Below are 25,744 nucleotides of genomic sequence, written 5' to 3' on the forward strand. Positions count from 1 at the left end.
CGACCGTTGGAGCAATGATGCTCGCACGCTGCGTCCTGTTGCTGCCCGCCCTTGCCGCTCTCGGCCTGGCATCGGCCGTGATGATGACCGGGCAAGCCGTCGCGGATGGCGGTCCCGTTGCCCCGCCCGCCTCCCCAATCGAGGACTTGCGCCTTACCTGCCGCTCCGGCTCCGAGCCGTCGCTCGCACTGCCATCAGGCGACGCACAGGCGCTGATCGCGCAGGCGCAGGAGTTGATCGCACGCCATGACCGGGCTCTCGCAGCCTGCAACCGACTGATCGACGGCGGCAGCCTCTCGGGCGGCGAGCTCGCGACCGCCCTCCTCGATCGCGGGGACCTCCTCGCGCCGGGAACCGGCGATGCTTACGCCCGCGCACTTGCCGATTACGACCGGGCCATCACTCTTGCGCCGACCGCCGCCATCGCCTTCGCCAAACGCGGCAAGGCGCATCTGCTCTATATGAGGGACCTTCGGCGGGCCTTGCACGACCTCGATACGGCCGTCCGCCTCGACCCGTCGCAGGCGGATTTTCTTGTCACGCGTGCATCGATTCGAGCCTCGCTCGGAGAGCCGGACAAAGCGCTGGCCGACCTCGATCGAGCCATCGCCCTGGCGCCTGCATTGGAAAAGGCCTGGACCGTTCGCGGCTTGACCCATTTCAACAAGGGCGACACCGCCCGGGCCATCACCGATTTCGGTGAAGCCATCCGTCTCGCACCCGAAGCCGATGACAATTATCGCTTCCGCGCCGTAGCCAGGCGTGCGGCCGGCGATCAGGACGGGGCTCGAGCCGACGAGGCCAAGCTGGGCGAGCTGTCGTCGCGAAAGACCGCCCCCTCATCGCGGTAGGCGGCACGGTCTTCGGTCGACCAAAGGCCGACCCCAATGATGGGAAGCACGCGGGGAGAAACGGCGCTACTTCTTGCCTTTGTCGTAAGGGTTTTCGCCGCCGCGTGTATGCAGCCGGATCGGCGTGCCCGGCAGTTCGAAGGCCTCGCGCAGATTGTTGACCAGATAGCGGGTGTAGGACACCGGCAGATGATCGAGCTGGTTGCCGAACAGCGCGAAGGTTGGCGGGCGCGCCTTGGCCTGCGTCATGTAGCGGATCTTGATGCGCCGGCCTGCGACGGCTGGTGGCGGATGGGCCGAGAGCACGCCTTCCAGCCAGCGGTTGATTCGCGCCGTTGAGACGCGGCGATTCCAAACGTCGTAGCTCTCGAACACCGCCTGCATCAGGCGGTCGATGCCCTCGCCGGCAAGCCCGGAAAGCGGCACGATCGGCACGCCACGCACCTGCGCGAGCAGATGCTTGGCCTTCTCCTTCAACTCAGCCAGTAAGCCATTCTTGTCGGCAACGAGATCCCATTTGTTCAGGCCGATGACGACGGTGCGGCCCTCGCGTTCGGTGAAATCGACGAGCGTCAGATCCTGCTTCTCGAACGGGATCGTGGCATCCAGCAACACGACGACGACCTCGGCGAAGCGGATCGCGCGCAGTGCGTCCTGCACCGACATCTTCTCGAGCTTTTCCTCGATGCGGGCGCGTTTGCGCATCCCGGCCGTATCGAACAGTTTTACCGGGCGGCCGCGCCATTCATAGTCGACGGAGATGGTGTCGCGGGTGATGCCGGCCTCGGGGCCGGTCAGCAGCCGTTCCTCGCCGATCATGCGGTTGACCAAGGTCGACTTGCCGGCATTGGGGCGGCCGATGATGGTGACGCGCAGCGGCTTGTTCGGGTCGTTGTACTCTTCGTCTTCTTCACTGGCAGCGGCCGGGGCATCCACCCAGCGCTTGTCGCCATAGCTCTCGTCGAAGGCCTCTTCCTCTTCCGGCTCGACATCGACGAAGGGCGCGAGCGCCTCCAGCAAGTCGGACGTGCCCTCGCCATGCTCGGCCGAGAACGGCACGGGATCGCCCAGGCCTAGCGCATAGGATTCGAAGATACCGTCCAGCCCCTTCTTCCCCTCGGCCTTGTTGGCGAGCAGGATGACGGGCTTGCCGGATTTGCGCACCAGATCGGCGAAGGGCTGATCCATCGGCGTGAGACCGAGCCGCGCATCGATCATGAACAGGATGACATCAGCCTGCGCGATCGCGGTTTCTGTCTGCGCGCGCATCCGGCCCAAGAGCGAATCCTTGTCGGCCTCTTCCAGGCCGGCCGTATCGATCACGTTGAAGCGCAGATGTCCGAGCGAGGCCTCGCCCTCGCGCCGGTCGCGCGTCACGCCGGGCCGATCGTCGACGAGCGCGAGCTTCTTGCCGACGAGCCGGTTGAACAGCGTCGACTTGCCGACATTAGGGCGGCCGATGATGGCGACGATGGCGGTCATTGCGTTTCAACTATTCCTGTTTCGCCTGCGTGGTCCAACGACGTCGGCTCCTTCGCAGTCGATAAACGCACGGTCATCCCGGATCCCCCTAGGGTCGCTCGGGATGACCAGCGCTACAAATGAAATTCTCGCAAACCTCGTTCGTGAGAACTCAGTTCTTCGTCTCGACCGGGCCGCCGCGAACCAGAGCGAGGTAGAGATCGGTGCGCTGGCGCAGCACCTGCGGCACCTGCGGATCGGTGACGATCGCATCGAACCAGCGCCCGGCATCCTCGAAGAGATTGGCCTTGAGCGCAGCGATGCCCAGCATCTCCCGCGCCGAGTGGCGCCAGACGCCCTGAGGCGTCACCAGCGGCTCCAGCGCCGTCTTGACCTCGGCATAGGGCGCGAGATCGACGCGCAGCATGCCGGCGCGCAGGCGCGCCAGATCGCGATAGAGCTGATCGAGCCCGCCATCATTGGCGAGCGCATCGAAAGCCGCGACGCCGGCAGCGGCATCGCGCTTGGCGGTCTCGGCGGCAAGACGGAAGCGCGCGATCTGGCGATAGCCGGCGGGAGCGTTCTCGGCGAGCTCCTTCAGAATCGTTTCGGCCTCCGCGCCATTGCCGTCGCGCGAGGATTTCAGCGCGGCTTCGAGCCGCGCGCCGACAGCCTGGGAGGCCTGGCTCTCGCGATGCAGCCAATACTGCCAGCCCGCGACGGCGAGCACGGCCAGCACGGCCAGCGCGACGAAGACATTGCCGTATTTGCTCCAGATCGCCGCCGCCTTGTCGCGGCGCACCTCTTCATCGATTTCGCGAAAAATATCGGCCATGGCCCGTCAGAATTCCCTTGTTGCCGTGCCGGTTAGCATTTCCGCGCGGCGATTGCGAGCCGGAACACGACACCGACCTGCATAGGCTTTGGACTCTCCAGCCCTCATCCTGAGGAGTCGGGCCTGGAATGAAGCCAATGATTTCAATGGCTCTGTCTTGATCACCTACGCGCCGTCATCCTGGGCGCCCGCAGGGCGTCCCGGGATCCATCGTAGAGCGCAGTTCCCTACGATGGATCCCGGGCCGAAGCTTCGCTTCGCCCAGGATGACGGCGTGGGTGATGGTAGGCGATCAGAAATCCTTGATATCGCTCGATTCATTGCGGGCCAGCCTCCTCAGGACGAGGGCTATGCGCCGCGATGCAGCAGGCTGGCGTCGCCATAGGAGTAGAAGCGATAATTCTCCGCGATCGCATGGGCATAGGCACGTTTCATGATGTCGAGACCGCAGAAGGCCGAGACCAGCATGAACAGCGTCGAGCGCGGCAGGTGGAAATTGGTCAGCAGCAGGTCGACGGCGCGGAAACGATAGCCCGGCGTGATGAAGATCGCAGTATCGCCGGAGAAAGGCGCGATGACGCCATCCTCGCCAGTGGCGCTTTCGAGCAGGCGCAGCGAGGTCGTGCCGACAGCAATGACGCGTCCGCCCTTGGCCTTGGCCGCATTCAGCGCAGCGGCGGTCTCGGCCGAGACGCTGCCCCATTCGGCATGCATGCGGTGCTCGCTTGTGTCTTCCACCTTCACAGGCAGGAAGGTCCCCGCTCCGACATGCAGCGTAACGAGATGGCGCGAGACCCCGCGTGCATCGAGCGCGGCGACCAGCTCCGGCGTGAAATGCAGGCCAGCCGTCGGCGCGGCGACCGCGCCGTCCTCGCGGGCATGCATCGTCTGGTAGTCGCTCGCATCCTGTTGGTCGGTCGGGCGCTTGCCGGCGATATAAGGCGGCAGCGGCAACTCACCGAGCCGCGCGATAGCCTCATCGAGCATTGGCCCTGACAGAGCGAAGCGCAACTCAACCTCGCCGCCCTCGCCCTTGGACATAACCTCGGCTTCGAGCCGGCCGAGTTCGCAGACATTGCCTGCTCCGGCCTCGCCGAAGACGATCATCTCGCCGATCGTGAGCTTCTTGGCCGGCCGGGCGAAGGCGAGCCAGCGATCAGCCGCCTCGCGCTTGTGCAGCATGATCTCGATGCCGGCAGACGTCTCGCCCCGGAAGCGGCGGCCGCGCAGCCGCGAGGGGATGACGCGGGTGTCGTTCAGGACAAGCGCATCGCCCGGCTGAAGCAGGCCGACGAGGTCGCGGATACCGCGATCCTCGAAAGGCTCGGGCGCATCAGGCCTGACGACAAGCAGACGCGCCGCATCGCGCGGGCTGGCGGGCCTCAGCGCGATGCGGTCTTCGGGGAGGTCGAAATCGAAGAGCCCGACATCCACGGTTTGGATCAGGCCACGTCGGCCAGAACCTTCATCGAGACGATGGAGTCGGGATCGCGCACCGGCTCGCCGCGCTTGATCTTGTCGACATTCTCCATGCCTTCAACGACTTCGCCCCAGGCGGTGTACTGCTTGTCGAGGAAGCGGGCGTCGTCGAAGACGATGAAGAACTGGCTGTTGGCCGAGTTCGGGTTCTGCGAGCGGGCCATCGAGCAGATGCCGCGCACATGCGGCTGCGCATTGAACTCGGCCTTCAGGTCAGGCAGGTCCGAGCCGCCGGTGCCGGTGCCATGCGGGCAGCCGACCTGGGCCATGAAGCCGTCGATGACGCGGTGGAAGACGATACCGTCATAAAAGCCCTGGCGCGACAGCGTCTTCAGGCGCTCGACATGGCCGGGAGCCAGGTCGGGGCGCAACTTGATGACGACTTTGCCCTTGGTGGTTTCCATGACGAGGGTGTTCTCGGGATCGAGCGACATCAGGTTTGCCTTTCTGTGGACGGCGCGCGGCCGTGGAAGCGAATGGAAAAAGGTCGCCCCGCGATACTCGCTCCGAGCTGCGGCGACAACCTCATCGGTGTGCAATCGCGAACAGCGGCGACGACCGAGTCCGTGAAACGCTGGCGCAAGGCCGGGTCGGTCCGCCTGGTTTCCCAGGTCACGCGCGGCTGGCCGAAGAGCGAGCCGTCGCGGCGCAGGCTGAACCTGACCGTCGCCATGACGCCTGTATCGAGACCGTCGATGACGGGCGGATGCCAGCAGCGCCGCAAAGCGGGCGCGATATCGGTGAGACGGGCAAGCGCCTCGCCTTCGAACGGTTTCGTCGAAGGCGCAAGCCCTCCCGCCACGCCGATCTCGCCGCTGCGCGACTCTCGGGGCGGCCTGATCCTGCGATAGCCGCTGCCCGGTATGTCATCCCCGCTGAACGGGCCGCCGACGCCTGGCATGTAGCGCTGCCCCGATTGCGGCGGCAGAATGGGGTTCTGCGAGCCGGAAGGCGGTGGCAGGACGGGATTTTGCGATCCGGAGGGCGGCGGCAGGCCGAGATCGCGGGTGTCCTGCGCGCCGGCTGAGCCGGCGGCCAGCAGCAAAGCGAGAGAGGTGAGAGCCATGCGCAGCATTGTCACGGCCCTCCCCTGGTTGGCCTTTACTTATGTAGACCGTTACTTGGCGTCGGCCTGCAAGCGCATGCGGACGATCTTGTCAGGGTTCGTGACCTGGCCATTGGCCGATTGGCTGCCCTTCTTGATCTTGCGCACGGCATCCATGCCGGAGACGACCTCGCCGAACAGTGTGTACTGGCCGGTCAGCGAACCGCAGCCCTCAAAGCAGATGAAGAACTGGGAATTGGCGGAATCGGGCGATTGCGAACGGGCCATGCCGACCGAGCCGACCTTGTAAGGCGTCGGGGTGAATTCGGCCGGCAGGTTCGGCAGATCGGACTTGCCGGTACCGGTGCCGGTCGGGTCGCCGGTCTGGGCCATGAAGCCGTCGATAACGCGGTGGAAGACGATGCCGTCATAGAAGCCGCGCTTGGTCAGCGCCTTGATCTGCGCGACATGCTTGGGCGCGAGGTCGGGCCGCAGCCGGATTGTCACCGGCCCGTCCTTGGTCTCCAGAACCAGTGTATTGGCCGGGTCCGGTGCCTGGGCCTGGGCCATGCCGAGCGAGGCGATGAGGGCGAGAGCGGCGAGAGAGCTGCGCAGCATAGACGATCTCCATGGCAACCGGCGGGCCCGGCTGGTCTGGCACTCGCCTAGCGGCATCCTTTGGCCGGAACAAGGCGGGAAAAGGCCCCGGATAGAACTTTGCTGCACTGCACAAGTGCAACACAGAATAAACTTGCAAAAAGATCAGGCTGCGCATGCCTAAAGTGGTGACAGCCCCGTCATAATCCGCTAATCATTCCTGGCTGGACACGCTTTGCGATTATCGAAGCGCCGCGGACCAGGTCTCGGGAGGAACAAACGCCCGCCTAGTATATGAGTCGCGCGCGATCAGATGCGTGCCGTTACTGCGGTAAAAACAGACTTCCAAGGCAAGGCATCGGCCTTGCCTTTTTCTTTTTGAAGTCCAGCGCGCGAAGATTAGAGGTCGAACTTCGCCCAGATATACCAGACGAGCGCGAAGACCACCCCGGCGATGACCGAGGTGATCAAGGCCTTCTTGAGCAGGCCGGGAAGGACCGGCGCGCCGGGTTCCGTGCCGTCCGTGACCTCGCCGGCCTCAGCCTGGCTGCGCACGCCGAAGGGCAGCACGGCAAACAGCACCGTCCACCAGATCACGAAATAAACGGCGAGCCCGCCGGCGATGGTCATGAGCGGTCATCCCTCGTCGCATAGCCGGCAAGCGCGATGCAGGAAAAAGCGACGCGCGCCTGCGTCGGCACGCCGAAACGGGCCGTATGGCGCGCCGGCAACCCGCCCGGAAAATGCTTCACATATTCGGCGTTGCAGGCGGCATAGTCGTCGGGATTGGTGATCAGCATCGAAACCTGCACGACGCGATCGAGGTTGCTGCCTGCCTGCGCCAGGATATCGGCGATCTTCGCCAATGCGTTGCGGACCTCCTCGGCCGGCGTGTCGCCGCGAAAGACGCCACGCTCGGGATCATGCGGCGCCGAATGGCCGGAGACGAAAATCAGGCCCCCGGCCCGCGTTGCGGCGCTGAAGGGGCGCGGCGATCCCGCTTCCGGCTCGCCGAAGAAGGTGATCTCGTCCATCGCGCTCAGGCCTGCTCGAGCTCGACGAGCGTGCCGCAGAAATCCTTGGGGTGCAGGAACAGCACCGGCTTGCCATGGGCGCCGATGCGCGGCTCTCCGGAGCCCAGGACGCGCGCGCCAGTTGCCTTCAAGCGATCGCGGGCGGCCAGGATGTCGTCGACCTCGTAGCAGATGTGGTGGATGCCGCCATCGGGATTGCGCTCGAGGAATCTCGCGACGGGCGAGTCAGGGCCCGTCGGCTCCAGCAATTCGATCTTGGTGTTCGGCAGTTCCACGAAGACCACCGTCACGCCATGCTCTGGCTGCGGCAGCGGCTGCGAAACCCGCGCGCCCAGCGTATCGCGATAGAGCGCCGTCGAGGCCGTGAGATCCTTCACGGCAATGGCGACGTGGTTGAGGCGTCCGATCATGTGGCGCTCCGTGGAGTAGGCAGTAGGCAGTAGGCAGTAGGCAGTAGGCAGTAGGCAGTAGGCAGTAGAAGGAATGCGTGTTGGCCGAGCCGTCAAGGCAAACCCGACTGCCGACTGCCGACTGCCCTAAACTTCGATCACCAGCGCATGCACCAGCGGCTTCTTGCCCCATTCCTCGTTGACGGCGCTGCGCAGGCCGCGCTCCAGCGCGTTGCGGAGTGCCTCGGGATCACGCCGGCGCGCCTTGGGGATGCCGTCGATCAGTTCGGACACCGCCTCGGCGACATATTCGTCGAAATCGGTGCCGTCGCGCGTCCTCGGTGGCAGGCCCAGCACCGCGATCTCAGGATCGCCGGCAAGCCCGCCCTTCTCGTCGATCGCGACCGCGACCGAGATCATGCCGGCGAAGGAGAGCTTCCGGCGCTCGGAGATGGTCTTCTCCAGCGCGTTCACCAAAAGCGTACCGTCCTGATAAAGGCGACCATGCGTGACCTCGTCGACCTTGCTGGCGCCGTCGGCGGTGATCGCGACGACATCGCCATTGCCGGCGCGCACCACGGTTTTGACGCCGAGCCCCCGTGCGAAGATGGCGTGCTCCGACAGATGCAGATCCTCGCCATGGGCGGGAATGACGATCTTCGGCTTCAGCCAGCCATAAAGCCTGGCCATCTCCTCGCGGCGCGGATGCCCGGAGACGTGGACGAGATGGGTGCGGTCGGTGATGATCTCGATATTGTCGCGCGCGAGCGCGTTCAGGATGTTGCCGACGGCCTTCTCATTGCCGGGAATGGTGCGCGACGAGAAGATCACCCGGTCGCCCGGCGAGAGCGCGATCTCGGGGTGATCGTCCGACGCGATGCGCGAGAGCGCCGCGCGCGGCTCGCCCTGGCTGCCGGTGAGCAGCGCCACAACCTTGTCGCGCGGCAGATAGCCATAGGTGTCGGCCGAGCGGAAGGCCGGGATGCCGTCGAGATAGCCGCATTCGCGTGCGACATCGATGACGCGGTCCATGGCGCGCCCGACGACGACGACCTCGCGCTGATCGGCCATCGCAGCCTCGGCGACGGCGCGCAGGCGCGCGACGTTCGAGGCGAAGGTGGTAACGGCGACGCGGCCCGGGGCGGAATGCACCAGTTCTTTCAGCTTGGCCGCGACATCCGCCTCGCTCGGGCTGGTGCCGTCGCGCATGACATTGGTCGAATCGCAGATCAGCGCAAGCACGCCTTCGTCGCCGAGTTCGCGCAGCCGCTTCTCGTCGGTCGGCAAGCCGACCTGCGGCGTCGGGTCGATCTTCCAGTCGCCGGTATGGACGACGAGGCCGACCGGGGTGCGGATCGCCAGCGCGTTGGATTCGGGGATCGAATGCGCCACTGGCACAAATTCGATGTCGAAGGGGCCGAGCGTCACGCGGCCGCCCTGCGCCACCACATGCATCGGCACCTTGGGCGCGCCTGGTTCGGAGAGCCGGCGCGTCGCCAGGAGGCCGGCGGCGAAGCGCGTGCAATAGACCGGCGCGCGCAAGCTGGGCCACAAGGCGGCGAGTGCGCCGATATGGTCCTCATGCGCGTGGGTGATGATGATGCCGAGCAGATTGGCACGCTCTTCGATGATGTAGCGCAGGTCGGGCAGGATGATGTCGACGCCGGGCACCTCGGGGCCGGCGAAGGACAGGCCGCAATCGACCAGGATCCATTTCCGCCGCCCTTCCGGGCCGAACCCGTAGAGCGCGGCGTTCATGCCGATCTCGCCGAGGCCGCCGAGGGGAACGAAGACGAGTTGATCGCTGGAACGGGTCACTGAATATCCTGACTGGAATATGGATCGGCGTATGAACGCGGGAGATGTGCGGGAGCCCTACCATGCCGGGCGGCAGGTCTCCATAGCGGTGAGGCAAAGCAATGCCTTGGAATACTCAGTTGAGCCCTCGTCCTGAGGAGCCCTCCGCGGGAGTGCGCCTCGAAGGATGTTCCAGATGGTTCCCAAGCCTCCTGGGGCATCCTTCGAGATGCCGCTTCGCGGCTCCTCAGGATGAGGGCTGAGGGGAACTGGGCTCGCCGAAAAACAGATCGCCGGCATCGATGGCGCGGCGGCCAGTGGCGGTCTCCATTTCGAGTCGCCCGGATGGATCGAGCCCGATGAAGCGCCCTTCGAGCGGGCCTTCCGGCAGCCGGATCGTGATCGTTTCGCCGAGAAAGGCGGCGCGCTCCAGCCAGGCGGCGCGCGTCGGGCCGAAGCCGCCGGGCTGTTGCCAGGCGCTGAAGCGCGCGAGCCAGGCCCCGCTGAGCGCCGTCAGCATCGCCTCGATGCTCGCAGCCGGTTGATGCTGCTTCAGGAAACTCGCCGGATAGGGCGTGCCCTGCGCGCAGGAGGCGATGTTGACGCCAAATCCGATGATCACATTGAGCCGCCCTGCCCGGCTCTCGCCTTCAAGCAGGAGGCCGGCCGTCTTGGCGCGTTCGATCAGCAGGTCGTTGGGCCATTTCAGCGCAAGGCCGGGAGCCGTAAGCCCCGTGACGGCAGTTGCGGCGTCATGCAGCGCCAATCCGGCGACGAAGCCGAGCTGCGGCGCGAGCGCCGGCTCGCAAGGCGCGGTCAACAGCAGGCTGACATAGAGATTGCCGGGCGGCGAGCCCCATTGCCGGCCATGGCGGCCGCGACCGGCGTTCTGGCTGCGCGCGACGATCCAGAGCTTGCCGGCATCGCCCTGGTCGAGCACACGCCGCGCCTCCTCCATGGTGGAGCCGACCTCGTCGCGGACGATCAGACGGTAACCGGCAGCGCGGGCTGCTTCAGAGAGCATGGATCGCTTCCGTCATTCTCGGGCGCGGCCCTCGGGTCCGCCCTTTGGCCGGCCCAAGGACAAGCTCCACGCAGACCCGATATCTCCGTCGAGAGATGCTCGGGTCGAGTCCGAGCATGACGGGTGCTGCATTCAGAACAGCGACTTCGCCGCCGCGGCCGCCGAATTAAGCAGCGGCGCGGGAGCCAGCGACAGCACCAGCACGAAAGCCGCCGAGATCAGCAGCACGGCGCGCACGCCGAAATCGCCCTTCTCGAAGGCGGGCTTGGCGTCGTCGAAATAGATGATCTTGACCAGGCGCAGATAATAATACGCGCCAACCACGCTGGTCACCACGCCGACCACGGCCAGCACATAGAGCTTGGCCTCGATCGCAGCGAGGAAGACGTAGAACTTCGCCCAGAAGCCGGCCAGCGGCGGAATGCCGGCGAGCGAAAACATCATCATCGACAGCGCAAACGCCATCCAGGGATTGGTGCGCGAGAGGCCGGCAAGCTCGCTGATGTTCTCGACCGGCTTGCCGTCGCGGCGCATCAGCAGGACGCAGGCGAAGGCGCCCAGCGTCGTGGCCAGATAGATCGCCATATAGACCATGACGCCCTGCACGCCATTGGCGGTGCCGGCGGCGAGGCCGACCAGCGCATAGCCCATATTGGCGATCGAGGAATAGGCGAGCAGGCGCTTGATGTTGCTCTGGCCGATCGCCGCGAAGGCGCCCAGCGCCATCGAGGCGATCGCGATGAAGATGATGATCTGCTGCCAGTCATGCAGCGCGCCCGGGAAGGCGCCGACGAAGACGCGCACCACCATCGCCATCGCCGCCATCTTGGGGGCCGAGGCGAAGAAGGCCGCGACCGGGGTCGGCGCGCCCTCATAGACATCGGGCGTCCACATATGGAACGGCACCGCCGAGATCTTGAAGGCGACGCCCGCCGCGATGAAGACGATGCCGAAGATCAGCCCGATGCCGGCATGACCGCCATGGGTGGCAGCCGCAATGCCCGGGAAGCTCACCGTGCCGGTGAAGCCGTAGACCAGCGACGAGCCGTAAAGCAGCATGCCCGAGGAGAGCGCGCCGAGGACGAAGTATTTCAGGCCGGCCTCGGTCGACTTCGCATTGTCGCGGTCGAAGGCAGCAACGACATAAAGCGCCAGCGACTGCAATTCCAGGCCGACATAGAGGCTGATCAGGTCGTTGGCCGAGATCATCATCATCATGCCGATCGTCGCCAGCACGACCAGGATCGGGAATTCGAAGCGCATCGAGCCGCTGCGGCGCAAGGCATCGGAAGAGAGCAGGATCGTGGCCGCTGCACCCAGCAGCGTCAGCACCTTCATGAAGCGGGCGAACCCGTCGGCGACGAAGCTGCCATTGAAGGTGATCAGCTTGCCCTCGCCCGAGAGCACCAGGACGAGCGCCAGCACGAAGAGCGCGATCGCCGCGCCTTCGAGCAGGCGCGTCGAACGCTCGCCCTTGATCGCGCCGACCAGCACCATGGCGATGGCGCCGAGCGCGAGGATGATTTCCGGCAGGGCAGGCCCGAGGGCGGGAACGACGGTCATCGGGCCAACCTTACTGAACGACCAGCATCGCCGTTTTCGCGGCGGTGAGTGCGGCTTGATAATTCTTGATGAGGGCTTCGGTCGGCGCGGCAAAGGCGTCGAGGATCGTGCCGGGACGGATGCCGTACCAGACCGTCAGCAGCACGAGCGGCACGAGGATCGCGATCTCGCGGATATTGAGATCCAAGATGCCCTTGAGCTCCGGCTTGACCAGTTCGCCGAACATGACGCGGCGATAGAGCCAGAGTGCGTAGGCAGCCGACAGGATGACACCCGAGGTCGCGATGAAGGCAACCCAGGGATTGGCCTTGAAGGCGCCCAGCAGCGTCAGGAACTCGCCGACGAAGCCAGCCGTGCCGGGAAGGCCGACATTGGCCATGGTGAACACCATGAAGATGACGGCGTAGATCGGCATGCGGTTGACCAGCCCGCCATAGGCCGCGATCTCGCGGGTATGCATGCGGTCATAGACCACGCCGACGCACAGGAAGAGCGCGCCCGAGACCAGGCCATGGCTGACCATCTGGAACATCGCGCCCTGGATGCCCTGCGCCGTCAGGGTGAACAGGCCCATGGTGACGAAGCCCATATGCGCCACCGAGGAGTAGGCGATCAGCTTCTTGATGTCCTCCTGCATCAGCGCCACCAGCGAGGTGTAGACGATGGCGATGACCGAGAGCGCGAAGACGAAGGGCGCGAAATATTGCGACGCCTCCGGGAACATCGGGATCGAGAAACGAATGAAGCCGTAGCCGCCCATCTTCAGCAGGATCGCCGCCAGGATGACGGATCCCGCAGTCGGCGCCTCGACATGGGCGTCGGGCAGCCAGGTATGGACCGGCCACATCGGCATCTTCACCGCGAAGGAGGCGAAGAAGGCGAGCCACAGCCATTTCTGCATGCCGGACGGGAAGTGATGCGCCAGCAGGGTCGGAATGTCGGTGGTCCCGGCATTCCAGTACATCGCCATCAGCGCCAGCAGCAGCAGCACCGAGCCGAGCAGCGTGTAGAGGAAGAATTTGTAGGAGGCGTAGACCCGGCGCTTGCCGCCCCAGATGCCGATGATCAGGAACATCGGGATCAGGCCGGCCTCGAAGAACAGGTAGAACAGCACGAGGTCGAGCGCCACGAAGACGCCGATCATCAGCGTCTCCAGGATCAGGAACGCGACCATGTATTCGCGCACCCGCTTCGTCACCGAGGTCCAGGACGCCAGGATGCAGAACGGCATCAGGAAGGCGGTCAACACCACGAAGGGGAAGGAGAAGCCGTCGACGCCGAGCTTGAACTTGATCGCGTCGGAGACCCAGCCATGGGTCTCGACCATTTGGAAGCCGGGATTGCCCGGCTCGAAACGGCCCCAGGCGACGCAAGCCAGGAAGAAGGTCAAAACCGTCGTGGCGAACGCGACATAGCGCGCGTTGGAAGCGACAGAATCCTCGTCACCGCGCTGGGCCAGGATGAAGGCAGCGCCGACCAGCGGCAGGACGAGAAGACCGGTGAGAATGCCGAAGCCGAAATCCATCATCTCACCCGCGCGCCACGAGATACCAGGTCACAAAGCCCGCGACGCCGATCAGCATGGCGAAGGCATAGTGATAGACATAGCCGGTCTGGAGGCGAACCACCCGGTTGGTGACATCGACGACGCGGGCGGAAATTCCGTCCGGCCCCATGCCGTCAATGACGAAACCGTCGCCCTTCTTCCAGAGGAACTTGCCGAGCCACATCGCCGGCTTCACGAACAGGAAGTCGTAGAGCTCGTCGAAATACCACTTGTTCAGCAGGAATTTGTAGAGCGCCGGATTGGCGGCCGCGAGCTTGCCGGGCACGTCGGGCCGCAGCACGTAGCAGTAGAAGGCGAACAGGAAGCCCAGCACCATCGCGATGAAAGGCGAGGCCACGACCCAGCCCGGCACTTCGTGCATCGCGTGCAGGATGTGGTTGTCCTTGCCCATGAACAAGGCCGACTTCCAGAAATGCTCGAAGTCGTGGCCGATGAAGGCGTCCTTGAAGACGAAGCCGGCCGCGAGCGCGCCGAGCGAAAGCACAGCGAGCGGGATCAGCATCACCCACGGGCTCTCATGCGGCGTGTGGTCATGGCCATGGCCGTGATGATCGTCATGACCGTGCGCATCGTGGCCGTGAGCGGCATGGGCGTCCGCGCCCCAGCGCGGCTTGCCCTCGAAGGTCATGAAATAGAGCCGCCAGGAATAGAACGAGGTCATGCAGGCCGCGACCACCAGCAGCACATAGGCATAGGAGCTCGCGAAACCGCCATGTTCCACCGAGGCATAAGCGCTCTCGATGATGGCGTCCTTGGAGAAATAGCCGGCGAAGCCCGGGAAGCCGGTCAGCGCGAGCGTGCCGATGGTCATGGCCACAGCCGTCAGCGGGATGTGCTTACGCAGGCCCCCCATGTTCCGCATGTCCTGCTCGTGATGCATCGCATGGATGACCGAGCCCGCGCCGAGGAACAGCAGCGCCTTGAAGAAGGCGTGGGTGAACAGATGGAAGATGCCGGCGCCGTAATTGCCCACGCCGAGCGCCACGAACATGTAGCCGAGCTGCGAACAGGTCGAATAGGCGATGACGCGCTTGATGTCGTTCTGAACCAGGCCGACCGTGGCGGCGAAGAAGGCGGTCGTCGCACCGATGACGACGACGACGGTCAGCGCGACCGGCGCGTATTCGAAGATCGGCGAGAGCCGCGCCACCATGAAGACGCCGGCGGTGACCATGGTCGCGGCATGGATCAGCGCCGAGACCGGGGTCGGGCCCTCCATCGCGTCCGGCAGCCAGGTGTGCAGCAGGAACTGCGCCGACTTGCCCATGGCGCCCATGAACAGCAGCAGGCTCGCCAGCGTCAGCGCATGCCAGTCGCGACCGAGGAAGTGGAAGCTCTGATTGGTCAGGTCGCCGACGCGCGGGAAGATCGCATCGAACCCGACCGAGCCAAACAGCACGAAGACCAGGAAGATGCCGAGCGCGAAGCCGAAATCGCCGACGCGGTTGACGATGAAGGCCTTCATCGCTGCGGCATTGGCCGAGGGCTTTTGATACCAGAAGCCGATCAGCAGATAGGAGGCCAGGCCCACGCCTTCCCAGCCGAAGAACATCTGGACGAGGTTGTCCGCGGTGATCAGCATCAGCATGGCGAAGGTGAAGAGCGAAAGGTACGCGAAGAAGCGCGGCCGATGCGCATCCTCATGCATGTAGCCGATCGAGTAGAGGTGCACGAGGCAGGAGACGGTGTTGACGACGACCAGCATCACCGCGGTCAGCGTGTCCACGCGGAAGGCCCAGTCGACGCGCAGATCGCCCGAGGCCATCCAGGTCGCGATCTGGACGCGGGTCGTGCCATGGCCGAAGCCGACCTGGAAGAAGGCGATCCAGGACAGGACGGCCGAGACGACCAGCAAAGAGGTGGTGACGATCTCCGAGCCGCGCGCGCCAATCAGCCGGCCGAAGAGGCCAGCGATCAGGAAGCCGATCAGAGGGAGGAAGACGATCGCGTGATACATGGGCTGGATCCGGGCGCGTGCTGCGCTCAGCCTTTCATCATGTTGATGTCTTCCACCGCGATCGTGCCGCGGTTGCGGAAGTAGACGACGAGGATGGCGAGCCCGATGGCAGCTTCTGCCGCCGCGACCGTCAGCACCAGAAGCGCGAAGACCTGGCCGACGATGTCATTCAGGAAGCTCGAGAAGGCGACGAAGTTGATGTTGACCGCGAGCAGGATGAGCTCGATCGACATCAGGATGACGATGACGTTCTTGCGGTTGATGAAGATGCCGAGCACGCCGAGCGTGAACAGGATCGCGCTGACGGCGAGATAATGGCCCAGTCCGATCATCAGACCGTCTCCTCGATGCCGGCGCGGGAAGGAACCTGCTTCACTTCCATGGCAGTCGCCTTGGTTCGGGCGTTCTGCTGGGTGATGTCCTGGCGCTTGATACCGACACGCTCGCGCAAGGTCAGCACGATGGCGCCGATCATGGCGACGAGCAGGACGAGCCCGGCCGCCTGGAAGTAGTAGATGTACTGCGTGTAGAGCACTTGGCCGAGTGCCGCGGTGTTGGTCAGATTGGCCGGGATCGGCGCCACCGGCGTGCTGACGATCTTTGGATCGATGACCCAGGCTCCGACCACCAGCAGCAATTCGACCGCGAAGATCAGGCCGATCAGCGCCCCGATCGGCAGGTAGTTCAGGAAGCCCTGGCGGAACTCGGCGAAATCGACGTCGAGCATCATCACCACGAAGAGGAACAGCACCGCGACCGCGCCGACATAGACCACGATCAGCAGCATCGCCAGGAACTCGGCGCCGAGCAGCATGAACAGTCCCGCCGCATTGACGAAGGCGAGGATCAGGAACAGCACCGAATGAACGGGATTGCGCGAGGTCACCACCATGAACGCCGAAGCGACGGTGACGCCTGCGAAGAGATAGAAGAAAGCCGCTGAGGCGTTCATCCTGGCCAGCCTTTCCGCCCTTGCGGGCGGTCCTCGTTGCAAAGCGACCGACTCTCGGGCCGGGCGCAGTTTGGAGCGTCTATAGTCAGGGCAGTCGGCAGTAGGCAATCGGCAGTCATTGGATCGCGCTTGCTACTGCCCACTGCCGATTGCCTACTGCCCAATTCCTACCGATACGGAGCGTCCATCGCGATGTTGCGCGCGATCTCGCGCTCCCAGCGCGCGCCGTTCGCAAGCAGCCTGTCCTTGTCATAGAACAGCTCCTCGCGGGTCTCGGTCGCGAACTCGAAATTCGGCCCCTCGACGATGGCGTCGACCGGGCATGCCTCCTGGCAGAAGCCGCAATAGATGCACTTCGTCATGTCGATGTCGTAGCGCGTCGTGCGGCGCGTGCCGTCATTGCGGCGCGGGCCGGCCTCGATGGTGATGGCCTGGGCCGGGCAGATCGCCTCGCAGAGCTTGCAGGCGATGCAGCGTTCCTCGCCATTGGGGTAGCGGCGCAAAGCGTGCTCGCCCCGGAAGCGCGGCGAGAGCATGCCCTTTTCGAAGGGGTAGTTCAGCGTCGCCTTCGGCTTGAAGAAATAGCGCATCGACAGGGCGAACGCCCCAACGAACTCCTTGAGGAGCAGACCCTTGGCGGCTTGAGCGAGTGTCATCGCGCAAAATCCTTATGCGTCGTCAGGGTGGTCGTCATCAATGCACCGGCCCCCAACCCGTGACCTGCAGCACGAAGGCCACGACCACGACCGAGACCAGCGAGAGCGGCAGGAAGACCTTCCAACCCAGGCGCATCAACTGGTCATAGCGGTAGCGCGGCACGAAGGCCTTCACCATCGCGAACATGAAGAAGACGAGGCAGACCTTGAGCGCGAACCAGAACACGCCTGGCAGCCATGTGAAGGGCGCGATCGGGAACGGCGGCAGCCAGCCCCCGAGGAACAGGATCGTCGTCAGCGAGCACATGGTCATGATCGCCACGTATTCGCCGAGCATGAACAGCAGATAGGGCGTCGAGGAATACTCGACCATGAAGCCGGCGACGAGTTCCGATTCCGCTTCCGGCAAATCGAAAGGCGGCCGGTTCGTCTCGGCCAGGGCCGAGATGAAGAAAACGATGAACATCGGGAACAGCGGCAGCCAGTACCAGCGCAGCATGCCCCAGCTGGTGTTCTGCGCCTCAACGATCGCGGTCAGGTTCAGCGAGCCGACGCAGAGCAGCACCGTGATGATGACGAAGCCGATCGAGACCTCATAGGAGACCATCTGCGCCGCCGAGCGCAGCGCGCCCATGAAGGGGTATTTCGAATTCGAGGCCCAGCCGGCCATGATCACGCCATAGACCCCCAGCGACGAGATCGCCAGGATGTAGAGCACGCCGACATTGATGTCCGCGATCGCCCAGCCTTCCGCCACCGGAATGACCGCCCAGGCGCCCAGCGACAGGAAGCAGGAGATCAGCGGCGCCAGCAGGAACACGCCCTTATTGGCGCCGGACGGGATGATCGGCTCCTTGAAGGCGAATTTCAGCAGATCGGCGAAACTCTGGAACAGGCCGAAGGGCCCGACCACGTTGGGGCCGCGGCGCAACTGCACCGCCGCCCAGATCTTGCGATCGGCGAGCAGGATATAAGCGATGAAGACGAGCAGGCAGACCAGCAGCAGCAGGCTCTTGCCGAGCATGATCGCGAGGTCAAGGACGAGATCCCAGTTCATGGCCGCTTACTCCGCCGCCTGCCGCAGCCGGCCCGAGGCCAGCGCCGAGCATTCGGCCATCACGGCGGATGCGCGCGCGATCGGGTTGGTCTGGTAGAAATCACTGACAGGCGAGACGAAGCCGGCCTTCTCGGCCTTGCCGCCGAGACCTGCGAGCTGGCCAAGCCCGCTCGCATCGGAAGCAGGCAAGCTGTCGAGAGCCGCAAAGTGCGGATAGGCCTCGTAGAGCGCCTTGCGCAGCCCCGCCAGCGAGTCGAATAGCAGGGTCTTGCCGAGCGCAGCGGAGAGCGCGCGCAGGATCGCCCAATCCTCGCGGGCGTCGCCCGGCGGGAAGGTGGCGCGATCGGTCATCTGCACCCGGCCCTCGGTATTGGCGTAGGTGCCCGACTTCTCGGTATAGGCGGCGCCCGGCAGGATGACGTCGGCGCGATGAGCGCCCTTGTCGCCATGCGTGCCCTGATAAATCACGAAAGCGCCCGCCGGCACGTCGATCTCGTCGGCGCCGAGCAGGAACAGCACATCGAGCGCACCCGGCGCGATCATGCCGGCGACATCCAAGCCCCCCTCGCCCGGCACGAAGCCGAGATCGAGCGAGCCGACGCGGGCGGCTGCCGTGTGCAGCACGCCAAAGCCGTTCCAGCCTTCGCCCGCTCCACCCAGCACCTGCGCAGCCTTGGCGGCCATGGAGAGGATCGCGGCGCCGTCGGCACGAGTGAGAGCGCCTTGCCCGATCAGCACCATGGGCTTGGCCTTGGCCGCGGTTGCCGTCTTGATCAGCTCGGCCAGCGTATCGCTGCCGGCGCCGAGATAGTCGTAATCATAGGTCAGATCGACCTTCTCGCCGATCAGGCTGACCTTGAAGTCGCCGCGCAGCCAGCGCTTGCGGATACGCGCATTCAGGATCGGCGCTTCCTTGCGCGGGTTGGCGCCGATGATCAGCAGCGAATCCGCCTCGTCGATGCCGGCGATGCCGGCGTTCAGGATGTAGGAGGCCCGGCCGAACTTCGGATCGAGCTTCGTGCCGTCCTGGCGGCCGTCGAGATTGGCGCTGCCGAGCGAAGCCATCAGGCTTTTCAGCGCGAACATCTCCTCGACCGCAGCAAGGTCACCGGCGATCGCGCCGATCTTCTTAGGGCTCGCCGCCTTCACCTTCGCCGCGATCAGCGCGAAGGCCTCGTTCCAGCTCGCGGGCTTCAGCGCGCCGTTCTGGCGGATATAGGGCCGGTCGAGCCGCTGCGTGCGCAGGCCATCGACGATGTGGCGGGTCTTGTCGGAGATCCACTCCTCGTTCACCGCCTCGTTGATGCGCGGCAGGATGCGCATCACCTCGCGGCCACGGGAATCGACGCGGATGGCCGAGCCGACCGCGTCCATCACGTCGATGGATTCGGTCTTGGTCAGCTCCCAGGGCCTGGCCTTGTTCTGATAGGGCTTCGAGGTCAGCGCGCCGACCGGGCAGAGATCGACGATATTGCCCTGCAATTCGGAGGTCATCGCCTGTTCGAGATAAGTCGTGATCTCCATATCCTCGCCGCGACCGATGGCGCCGAGATCGGTACCGCCGGCGACTTCGGTAGTGAAGCGGACGCAGCGCGTGCACTGGATGCAGCGCGTCATCGAGGTCTTCACCAGCGGGCCGATATATTTGTCCTCGACCGCGCGCTTGTTCTCGGCATAGCGGGAATTGTCCACGCCATAGGCCATGGCTTGGTCCTGCAGGTCGCATTCACCACCCTGGTCGCAGATCGGGCAATCCAGCGGGTGGTTGATCAGGAGGAACTCCATGACCCCCTCACGCGCCTTCTTGACCATGGGCGACTTGGTCGAGACGACCGGCGGCTCGCCATTGGGGCCGGGGCGCAGATCGCGCACGCCGATGGCGCAGGAGGCCTGGGGCTTGGGCGGGCCGCCCTTCACCTCGACCAGGCACATGCGGCAATTGCCGGCGATGGAGAGGCGCTCATGGAAACAGAAGCGCGGCACTTCGGCGCCGGCGGCCTCGCAGGCCTGGAGCACGGTATAGTCGGCGGGAACGTCGACCTCGATGCCGTCGATGAGGAGTTTGGTCATAGGGTCAGACTCGCAGTGCTCGTGCCAGCGCTCGCTTTACGAATAGTTATTGCCGGGTCGACAAATGTGTTCTTTACGCGTTTTGATCGGTGAAAATAGGCAATCCAAATTGCAGCGATAAATGCTTGACAAACAGCCTGCGCTAACGTCGGAGCAGATGGATCATCCGGAATATTCGGCATTACCTTACGAAGAAAAGTGTAAGACCAAAAATCTACAAATACCGCAATCGTTAAAATTACATAATGCAAACTAGCAACAGTAATTATAGATTTTCTCCTGGCGAATATAAGAATAAGGCACGCCAAAGCGCTAAGTATTACAAAAATTGCGCCAACGAGGGACATTATAGCAGGCGCTTTTAGGCTCGCCAATGGCCCGCTTGTAGCCGAGAAAACCGCAACTATAAACGGCCACGCGCTAAATCCGCCAGAAAGGTCCTTTACCGTCAAAAGGATTGTTATGGCGAAGCCGATCATCGGCATAATCAACCATCCGCCGATGCCAACGGGCTCTCCATCATGCATTTTGGCCACGCGCTTTGATAGGCGGGCAATCGCAAAGATAACACCCGCGATCAAAAGCGAGACAAGCCAAGGCCGTATAGAAACGCCCTCCATAGCGTCTACTCCGCCGCCATCAGCCGAACCGGCTCGGAATGCGGGTTCGCGGCATAATCGTCGATGCGCTTCTCGATCTCATGACGGAAATGCGCGATCAGGCCCTGGATCGGCCAGGCGGCGGCATCGCCGAGCGCGCAGATGGTGTGGCCCTCGATCTGCTTGGTGACGTCGAGCAGCATGTCGATCTCGCGCTTCTGCGCCCTGCCCTCGGCCATGCGGCTGATGACGCGCCACATCCAGCCCGTGCCCTCGCGGCAAGGCGTGCACTGGCCGCAGCTCTCATGCTTGTAGAAATAGCTGATGCGCGCGATCGCGCGGACGATGTCGGTCGACTTGTCCATAACGATGACGGCCGCCGTGCCCAGGCCCGACTTCAGCTTGGAAAGCGAGTCGAAATCCATCGGCGTGTCGATGATCTGCTCGGCCGGCACCATGCGCACCGAGGAGCCGCCGGGGATGACCGCGAGCAGGTTGTCCCAGCCGCCGCGCACGCCGCCGCAATGGCGGTCGATCAGTTCGCGGAAGGGAATGCCCATGACCTCTTCGACATTGCACGGCTTGTTCACATGGCCGGAGACGCAGAACAGCTTGGTGCCGACATTGTTGGGGTTGCCGAGCGAGGAGAACCAGGCCGCGCCACGGCGCAGGATGGTCGGCGCGACTGCGATCGACTCGACGTTGTTCACGGTGGTCGGGCAGCCATAGAGGCCGACATTGGCCGGGAATGGCGGCTTCAGCCGCGGCATGCCCTTCTTGCCTTCGAGGCTCTCCAGCAGCGCCGTCTCTTCGCCGCAGATATAGGCACCGGCCCCGTGATGCACATAAAGATCAAAGGGATAGCCGTGCTTGTTGTTCTTGCCGATGAGGTTGGCCTCATAGGCCTCGTCGACGGCGCGCTGCAGCGCCTCGCGCTCGCGGACATATTCGCCGCGGATGTAGATGTAGGCGGCGTTCGCGCCCATCGCGAAGGAGGCGATCAGGCAGCCCTCGACCAGCGTATGCGGGTCGTTGCGCATGATCTCGCGATCCTTGCAGGTGCCGGGCTCCGATTCGTCGGCATTGACGACGAGATAGCTCGGCCGGCCGTCGCTGACCTTGGGCATGAACGACCATTTCAGCCCGGTCGGGAAGCCCGCGCCGCCACGCCCGCGCAGGCCGGACTTCTTCATCTCGTCGATGATCCAGTCCTTGCCCTGCTCGAGCAGGAATTTGGTGCCGTCCCAGGCGCCGCGCGCCATCGCGCCTTTCAGCGAAAGGTCGTGCCGGCCGTAGAGATTGGTGAAAATGCGGTCGCGATCAGCAAGCATCGTCTTCGCCTCACTTCACCGGCTTGTCGCCGAGGGCCGATTCCGGCCGCCAGCCTGTCGCGAGTTTCTTCGCCTGCGAAATCCAGTCGTCGCGCGTGGCGCGGCCCTTGAAGCCGGTCAGTCGCGCATCGACCCAGGCGAGTTCCTCGGCCTTCCAGCTCGCGATCTGGTCGAAATGCCAGACGCCCATCTCGTTGAGCATCTTCGCGAGCTTGGGGCCAACGCCCCAGATCAGCTCGAGATCATCGCCTTTGCCGCCCCGCGCAGCGGTCAGCAATTCCGGCTTCGATTCCGCGACGGCCGAGGCTGGCTCCGGTTCGGCCTTCGGCTTGACGGGGGCCTTGGCCGCCGGCTTGGCAGATTCTGTGACGGCCTTCGCCTCGACCTTGCCGCCGGCGGCAGGCGTGTCGTTGGCCGCGCTCGAGGGCTGGGCCGGAGCGGAGGGCTTGGGCCGGCTTGCGGCCGCCGTCTCGCTGGCAGGCTTGGTCTCGACCGCGGCTGGCGTCGCCTCGGCGGCCTTCGCGGCCGCTTCCGCAGCGGCCTTGGCCGCGGCGGCTTCAGCGGCAGCCTTGCGCTGCTCAGCAATGCGCTTCTGCCAGTCGCCGGCACCGATCACCGTGCCGTCATAGAGCGCGGGATCCTTCAAGGTCTCGCCGCCGCCAAGCGGCTCCGAGCAGGAACGATCATTCTGCGGGCCGGGCTTGGTCGGCCGTCCCTGGCGCAAATCGTCGAGGAGCGCGCGGAAATTATCGGGCGTCAGGTCTTCGTAATAGTCGAAATTGATCTGCGCCATCGGGGCGTTGCAGCAGGCGCCCAGGCACTCGACCTCGAGCCAGGAGAGCTTGCCGTCGGCGCTCACGGTCGATTGCGGGCCGATCACGTCCTCGCAGACCTTCTTCAGCGCCTCGGCGCCGCGCAAGGCGCAGGGCGTGGTGCCGCAGAGCTGAATGAAATGCTCACCCACCGGCTGCAGGTTGAACATGGTGTAGAAGGTCGCGATCTCCATGACGCGCATCGGCGCCATGTCGAGCTTCTTCGCCACGGCCTCGATCGCGGCGCGCGGCACCCAGCCCTGATGCTGCTCCTGCGCCTTCCACAACAGCGGGATCACGGCCGAGGCCTGCCGGCCTGCCGGGTATTTGGCGATCTGCTGGTCGGCCCAATTTTCATTCGCCGCATCAAAGGCGAAGGAGGCGGGCTGGACGTGATCGGGGGCTAGACGACGGACGGACATTAGCGGTCCACCTCACCAAAGACGATATCGAGGGAGCCCAGGATCGCGCTGACATCCGCCAGCATGTGCTTGCGACACATGAAATCCATGGCCTGGAGATGGGCGAAGCCCGGGGCCTTGATCTTGCAGCGATAGGGCTTGTTGGTGCCGTCGGAGACGAGATAGACGCCGAATTCGCCCTTGGGCGCTTCAACCGCCGCATAGACCTCGCCGGCCGGCACCTTGTAGCCCTCGGTGTAGAGCTTGAAATGGTGGATCAGCGCTTCCATCGAGCGCTTCATCTCGCCGCGCTTGGGCGGCACCATCTTGCCGTCGAGCGAGGAGATCGGTCCACCGCCGTCAGCCGCCAGCAGCTTCTCGCAGCACTGCTTCATGATGCGGACGGATTGGCGCATCTCCTCCATGCGGATGCAATAACGGTCGTAGCAATCGCCGTTCTTGCCGATGGGGATGTCGAAATCCATCTCCTCATAGCATTCATAGGGCTGCGACTTGCGCAGGTCCCAGGCGGCGCCAGAGCCACGCACCATCACGCCCGAAAAGCCCCATTTCCAGCAGGTGTCGAGATCGACGACGCCGATATCGACATTGCGCTGCTTGAAGATGCGGTTGTCGGTGAGCAGGGTCTCGAGATCGTCGCAGACCTTGAGGAACGGGTCGCACCATTCGGCGATGTCGTGGATCAGCGAGACCGGCAGATCCTGGTGGACGCCACCGGGCCGGACATAGGCCGCATGCATGCGCGCGCCACAGGCCCGCTCATAGAAGATCATCAGCTTTTCGCGTTCCTCGAACCCCCAGAGCGGGGGCGTCAGCGCGCCGACGTCCATCGCCTGCGTGGTGACGTTGAGGATATGCGAGAGGATGCGGCCGATCTCGGAATAGAGCACGCGGATGAGCTGGCCCCGGCGCGGCACCGTGACGCCCATCAGCTTCTCGACCGCGAGCGAATAGGCATGCTCCTGGTTCATCGGCGCGACATAGTCGAGCCGGTCGAAATAGGGCAAAGCCTGCAGATAGGTCTTGGCCTCGATCAGCTTCTCGGTGCCGCGATGCAGCAGGCCGATATGCGGGTCGACCCGCTCGACGATCTCGCCGTCGAGCTCCAGCACGAGGCGAAGCACGCCGTGGGCCGCAGGGTGCTGCGGGCCGAAATTGATCGAGAAATTCCGGATGTTGTGTTCGGTCATGTCAGGCTTCGCCTCTGGCAGTAGGCAGTAGGCAGTAGGCAGTCGTTACTTTTCCAGCGAACGGATCAACGCACGCAGCATCTTTCCGATCGATTCGGCCAATGAGAGCAGATTGGCTGCATCCAATTCGCTCATAATGCCGACGCGATTGGCCAACAGGGCATGCGTCTCCAGCTCTTTCAAAGAGCCTTGGGCGATGCGCAGAAACTGTACATATGCTCCGGTGCTCTCGCGGCCGTACCCTTCCGCGATATTGGCGGGTATCGAGACCGAAGCTCGCCGCATTTGCGACGTAAGGCCAAATAACTCGTCCTTGGGAAACTGTTTCGTCAGTCGATAGACCGCTTCGGCAAGGCTCATGGCCTCCTGCCAAACGCGCAAGTCCCGATAGGATTGAATGCTCATCGCACAACCCATCTTTCGTCACGACTGCCGACTGCCGACTGCCCATTGCCTTAAACCTTCGCCTTCTCGTCACCTGGAAGGACGTAGTCCGTCCCCTCCCACGGGCTCAGGAAGTCGAAATTCCGGAATTCCTGGTTCAGCTTCACCGGCTCATAGACGACGCGCTTCTGCTCGTCGTCATAGCGGACCTCGACGAAGCCGGTCAGCGGGAAGTCCTTGCGCAGCGGGTACCCCTCGAAGCCGTAATCGGTAAGGATGCGGCGCAGATCGGGATGACCTGAGAACAGGATTCCGTAGAAGTCGTAAGCCTCGCGCTCATACCAGTTCGCCGCCGGGAAGATCTCGATCACGGAGGGAACGGGCGTCGCCTCGTCGGTCTGGACCTTGACCCGGATCCGATGGTTATGGCGTGGCGAGAGCAGATGGTAGACCACGTCGAAGCGCTTCTCGCGCTCGATATAGTCGGCACCGGCGATGTCGGTGAAGTTCACGAAGCGGAAGCGCGGATCGTCGCGCAAGACCTTGAGAACCTGCACGATCGACGCCGCTTCAGCGTGAACAGTCAGTTCGTCGAAGGCGACGACGGCCTCCGTTACCGCGCCGGGCAGCGCGGCCTTGATGTCTTCCCCGAGAGCAAGGAGATCGCTCATG

At 64.2% G+C, this 25,744-nt stretch carries 26 protein-coding genes; 1 reads left to right on the forward strand and 25 read right to left on the reverse strand.

From position 1 onward, the window contains the following. Positions 1-17 precede the first annotated feature (17 nt). Positions 18-851, forward strand: coding sequence for a tetratricopeptide repeat protein (locus BMZ97_RS04485; protein WP_175525421.1), 834 nt, complete (start codon positions 18-20; stop codon positions 849-851). A 66-nt stretch (positions 852-917) separates the two neighbouring features. On the opposite strand, the gene der is transcribed toward BMZ97_RS04485, so the two are convergent. The 25 genes from der to BMZ97_RS04610 all read right to left on the reverse strand — a co-directional run bounded on the left by der (position 918) and on the right by BMZ97_RS04610 (position 25,743). Then, positions 918-2,333 carry a ribosome biogenesis GTPase Der gene (gene der, locus BMZ97_RS04490; RefSeq protein ID WP_092165860.1) on the reverse strand — a complete coding sequence of 472 codons (1,416 nt, stop codon included), beginning with the start codon at positions 2,331-2,333 and terminating at the stop codon, positions 918-920. Between the two features lie 151 nt (positions 2,334-2,484). Continuing rightward, positions 2,485-3,147 carry a tetratricopeptide repeat protein gene (locus BMZ97_RS04495; RefSeq protein ID WP_092165861.1) on the reverse strand — a complete coding sequence of 221 codons (663 nt, stop codon included), beginning with the start codon at positions 3,145-3,147 and terminating at the stop codon, positions 2,485-2,487. 348 nt (positions 3,148-3,495) lie between these two features. Then, complete coding sequence (queA, locus tag BMZ97_RS04500) at positions 3,496-4,581, reverse strand: tRNA preQ1(34) S-adenosylmethionine ribosyltransferase-isomerase QueA (RefSeq protein ID WP_092165862.1); 1,086 nt, start codon at positions 4,579-4,581, stop codon at positions 3,496-3,498. An 8-nt stretch (positions 4,582-4,589) separates the two neighbouring features. Continuing rightward, positions 4,590-5,060 (reverse strand): peptidylprolyl isomerase, encoded by a 471-nt coding sequence (locus tag BMZ97_RS04505; protein ID WP_092165863.1) that lies wholly within the window; start codon positions 5,058-5,060, stop codon positions 4,590-4,592. After that, positions 5,060-5,707: a hypothetical protein gene (locus tag BMZ97_RS04510; protein WP_139221151.1), complete on the reverse strand. Its 648-nt coding sequence runs from the start codon at positions 5,705-5,707 to the stop codon at positions 5,060-5,062. Before BMZ97_RS04510 ends, BMZ97_RS04505 begins: the two co-directional genes overlap by 1 nt. Before the next feature lie 36 nt (positions 5,708-5,743). After that, positions 5,744-6,289, reverse strand: a complete 546-nt coding sequence (locus tag BMZ97_RS04515; protein WP_069691712.1) for a peptidylprolyl isomerase — start codon at positions 6,287-6,289, stop codon at positions 5,744-5,746. Between the two features lie 378 nt (positions 6,290-6,667). Then, entirely contained in the window at positions 6,668-6,898 is a 231-nt protein-coding gene (locus BMZ97_RS04520; RefSeq protein ID WP_069691713.1) for a DUF1467 family protein, read from the reverse strand. Then, entirely contained in the window at positions 6,895-7,302 is a 408-nt protein-coding gene (locus BMZ97_RS04525) for a RidA family protein (protein WP_092165867.1), read from the reverse strand. The genes BMZ97_RS04520 and BMZ97_RS04525 overlap by 4 nt, the downstream gene beginning before the upstream one ends. A 5-nt stretch (positions 7,303-7,307) precedes the next feature. Beyond that, the gene (gene mce, locus BMZ97_RS04530) at positions 7,308-7,712 is read right to left on the reverse strand and encodes a methylmalonyl-CoA epimerase (RefSeq protein WP_092165868.1); all 405 of its coding nucleotides are present in this window, start codon (positions 7,710-7,712) and stop codon (positions 7,308-7,310) included. Positions 7,713-7,838: 126 nt separating this feature from the next. Continuing rightward, entirely contained in the window at positions 7,839-9,509 is a 1,671-nt protein-coding gene (locus BMZ97_RS04535) for a ribonuclease J (protein WP_092165869.1), read from the reverse strand. A 226-nt stretch (positions 9,510-9,735) separates the two neighbouring features. After that, positions 9,736-10,512, reverse strand: a complete 777-nt coding sequence (locus BMZ97_RS04540; protein ID WP_092165871.1) for a biotin--[acetyl-CoA-carboxylase] ligase — start codon at positions 10,510-10,512, stop codon at positions 9,736-9,738. 132 nt (positions 10,513-10,644) lie between these two features. Then, a complete protein-coding gene (nuoN, locus tag BMZ97_RS04545; RefSeq protein WP_092165874.1) occupies positions 10,645-12,075 on the reverse strand; it encodes an NADH-quinone oxidoreductase subunit NuoN in 1,431 nt (476 codons plus the stop codon). Between the two features lie 10 nt (positions 12,076-12,085). After that, positions 12,086-13,600 carry an NADH-quinone oxidoreductase subunit M gene (locus tag BMZ97_RS04550; RefSeq protein WP_092166614.1) on the reverse strand — a complete coding sequence of 505 codons (1,515 nt, stop codon included), beginning with the start codon at positions 13,598-13,600 and terminating at the stop codon, positions 12,086-12,088. A 4-nt stretch (positions 13,601-13,604) separates the two neighbouring features. Continuing rightward, the gene (gene nuoL / locus BMZ97_RS04555) at positions 13,605-15,599 is read right to left on the reverse strand and encodes an NADH-quinone oxidoreductase subunit L (protein ID WP_092165892.1); all 1,995 of its coding nucleotides are present in this window, start codon (positions 15,597-15,599) and stop codon (positions 13,605-13,607) included. Positions 15,600-15,625: 26 nt separating this feature from the next. Then, entirely contained in the window at positions 15,626-15,934 is a 309-nt protein-coding gene (gene nuoK, locus BMZ97_RS04560; protein ID WP_092165894.1) for an NADH-quinone oxidoreductase subunit NuoK, read from the reverse strand. After that, positions 15,931-16,551: an NADH-quinone oxidoreductase subunit J gene (locus BMZ97_RS04565; RefSeq protein WP_092165896.1), complete on the reverse strand. Its 621-nt coding sequence runs from the start codon at positions 16,549-16,551 to the stop codon at positions 15,931-15,933. The genes nuoK and BMZ97_RS04565 overlap by 4 nt, the downstream gene beginning before the upstream one ends. Positions 16,552-16,718: 167 nt before the next feature. Next, complete coding sequence (gene nuoI, locus BMZ97_RS04570) at positions 16,719-17,207, reverse strand: NADH-quinone oxidoreductase subunit NuoI (RefSeq protein ID WP_092165898.1); 489 nt, start codon at positions 17,205-17,207, stop codon at positions 16,719-16,721. A gap of 37 nt (positions 17,208-17,244) precedes the next feature. Next, positions 17,245-18,264 (reverse strand): NADH-quinone oxidoreductase subunit NuoH, encoded by a 1,020-nt coding sequence (gene nuoH, locus BMZ97_RS04575; RefSeq protein ID WP_092165900.1) that lies wholly within the window; start codon positions 18,262-18,264, stop codon positions 17,245-17,247. 6 nt (positions 18,265-18,270) lie between these two features. After that, entirely contained in the window at positions 18,271-20,334 is a 2,064-nt protein-coding gene (nuoG, locus tag BMZ97_RS04580) for an NADH-quinone oxidoreductase subunit NuoG (protein ID WP_092165902.1), read from the reverse strand. Further along, positions 20,331-20,954, reverse strand: a complete 624-nt coding sequence (locus BMZ97_RS04585) for a DUF2569 family protein (RefSeq protein WP_092165904.1) — start codon at positions 20,952-20,954, stop codon at positions 20,331-20,333. The genes nuoG and BMZ97_RS04585 overlap by 4 nt, the downstream gene beginning before the upstream one ends. A gap of 5 nt (positions 20,955-20,959) precedes the next feature. After that, positions 20,960-22,264 (reverse strand): NADH-quinone oxidoreductase subunit NuoF, encoded by a 1,305-nt coding sequence (gene nuoF / locus BMZ97_RS04590; protein ID WP_092165906.1) that lies wholly within the window; start codon positions 22,262-22,264, stop codon positions 20,960-20,962. 10 nt (positions 22,265-22,274) lie between these two features. Then, positions 22,275-23,498: an NADH-quinone oxidoreductase subunit NuoE gene (gene nuoE, locus BMZ97_RS04595; RefSeq protein ID WP_092165908.1), complete on the reverse strand. Its 1,224-nt coding sequence runs from the start codon at positions 23,496-23,498 to the stop codon at positions 22,275-22,277. Then, the gene (locus tag BMZ97_RS04600) at positions 23,498-24,688 is read right to left on the reverse strand and encodes an NADH-quinone oxidoreductase subunit D (RefSeq protein WP_092165910.1); all 1,191 of its coding nucleotides are present in this window, start codon (positions 24,686-24,688) and stop codon (positions 23,498-23,500) included. Before BMZ97_RS04600 ends, nuoE begins: the two co-directional genes overlap by 1 nt. Before the next feature lie 45 nt (positions 24,689-24,733). Continuing rightward, positions 24,734-25,093 carry a four helix bundle protein gene (locus BMZ97_RS04605; protein ID WP_092165912.1) on the reverse strand — a complete coding sequence of 120 codons (360 nt, stop codon included), beginning with the start codon at positions 25,091-25,093 and terminating at the stop codon, positions 24,734-24,736. Positions 25,094-25,143: 50 nt separating this feature from the next. After that, positions 25,144-25,743: an NADH-quinone oxidoreductase subunit C gene (locus tag BMZ97_RS04610; protein WP_092165914.1), complete on the reverse strand. Its 600-nt coding sequence runs from the start codon at positions 25,741-25,743 to the stop codon at positions 25,144-25,146. Position 25,744: the final 1 nt, after the last annotated feature.

Origin of the sequence: Allobosea sp. OK403, from assembly GCF_900113835.1 — a bacterium.
Lineage (GTDB): Bacteria > Pseudomonadota > Alphaproteobacteria > Rhizobiales > Beijerinckiaceae > Allobosea.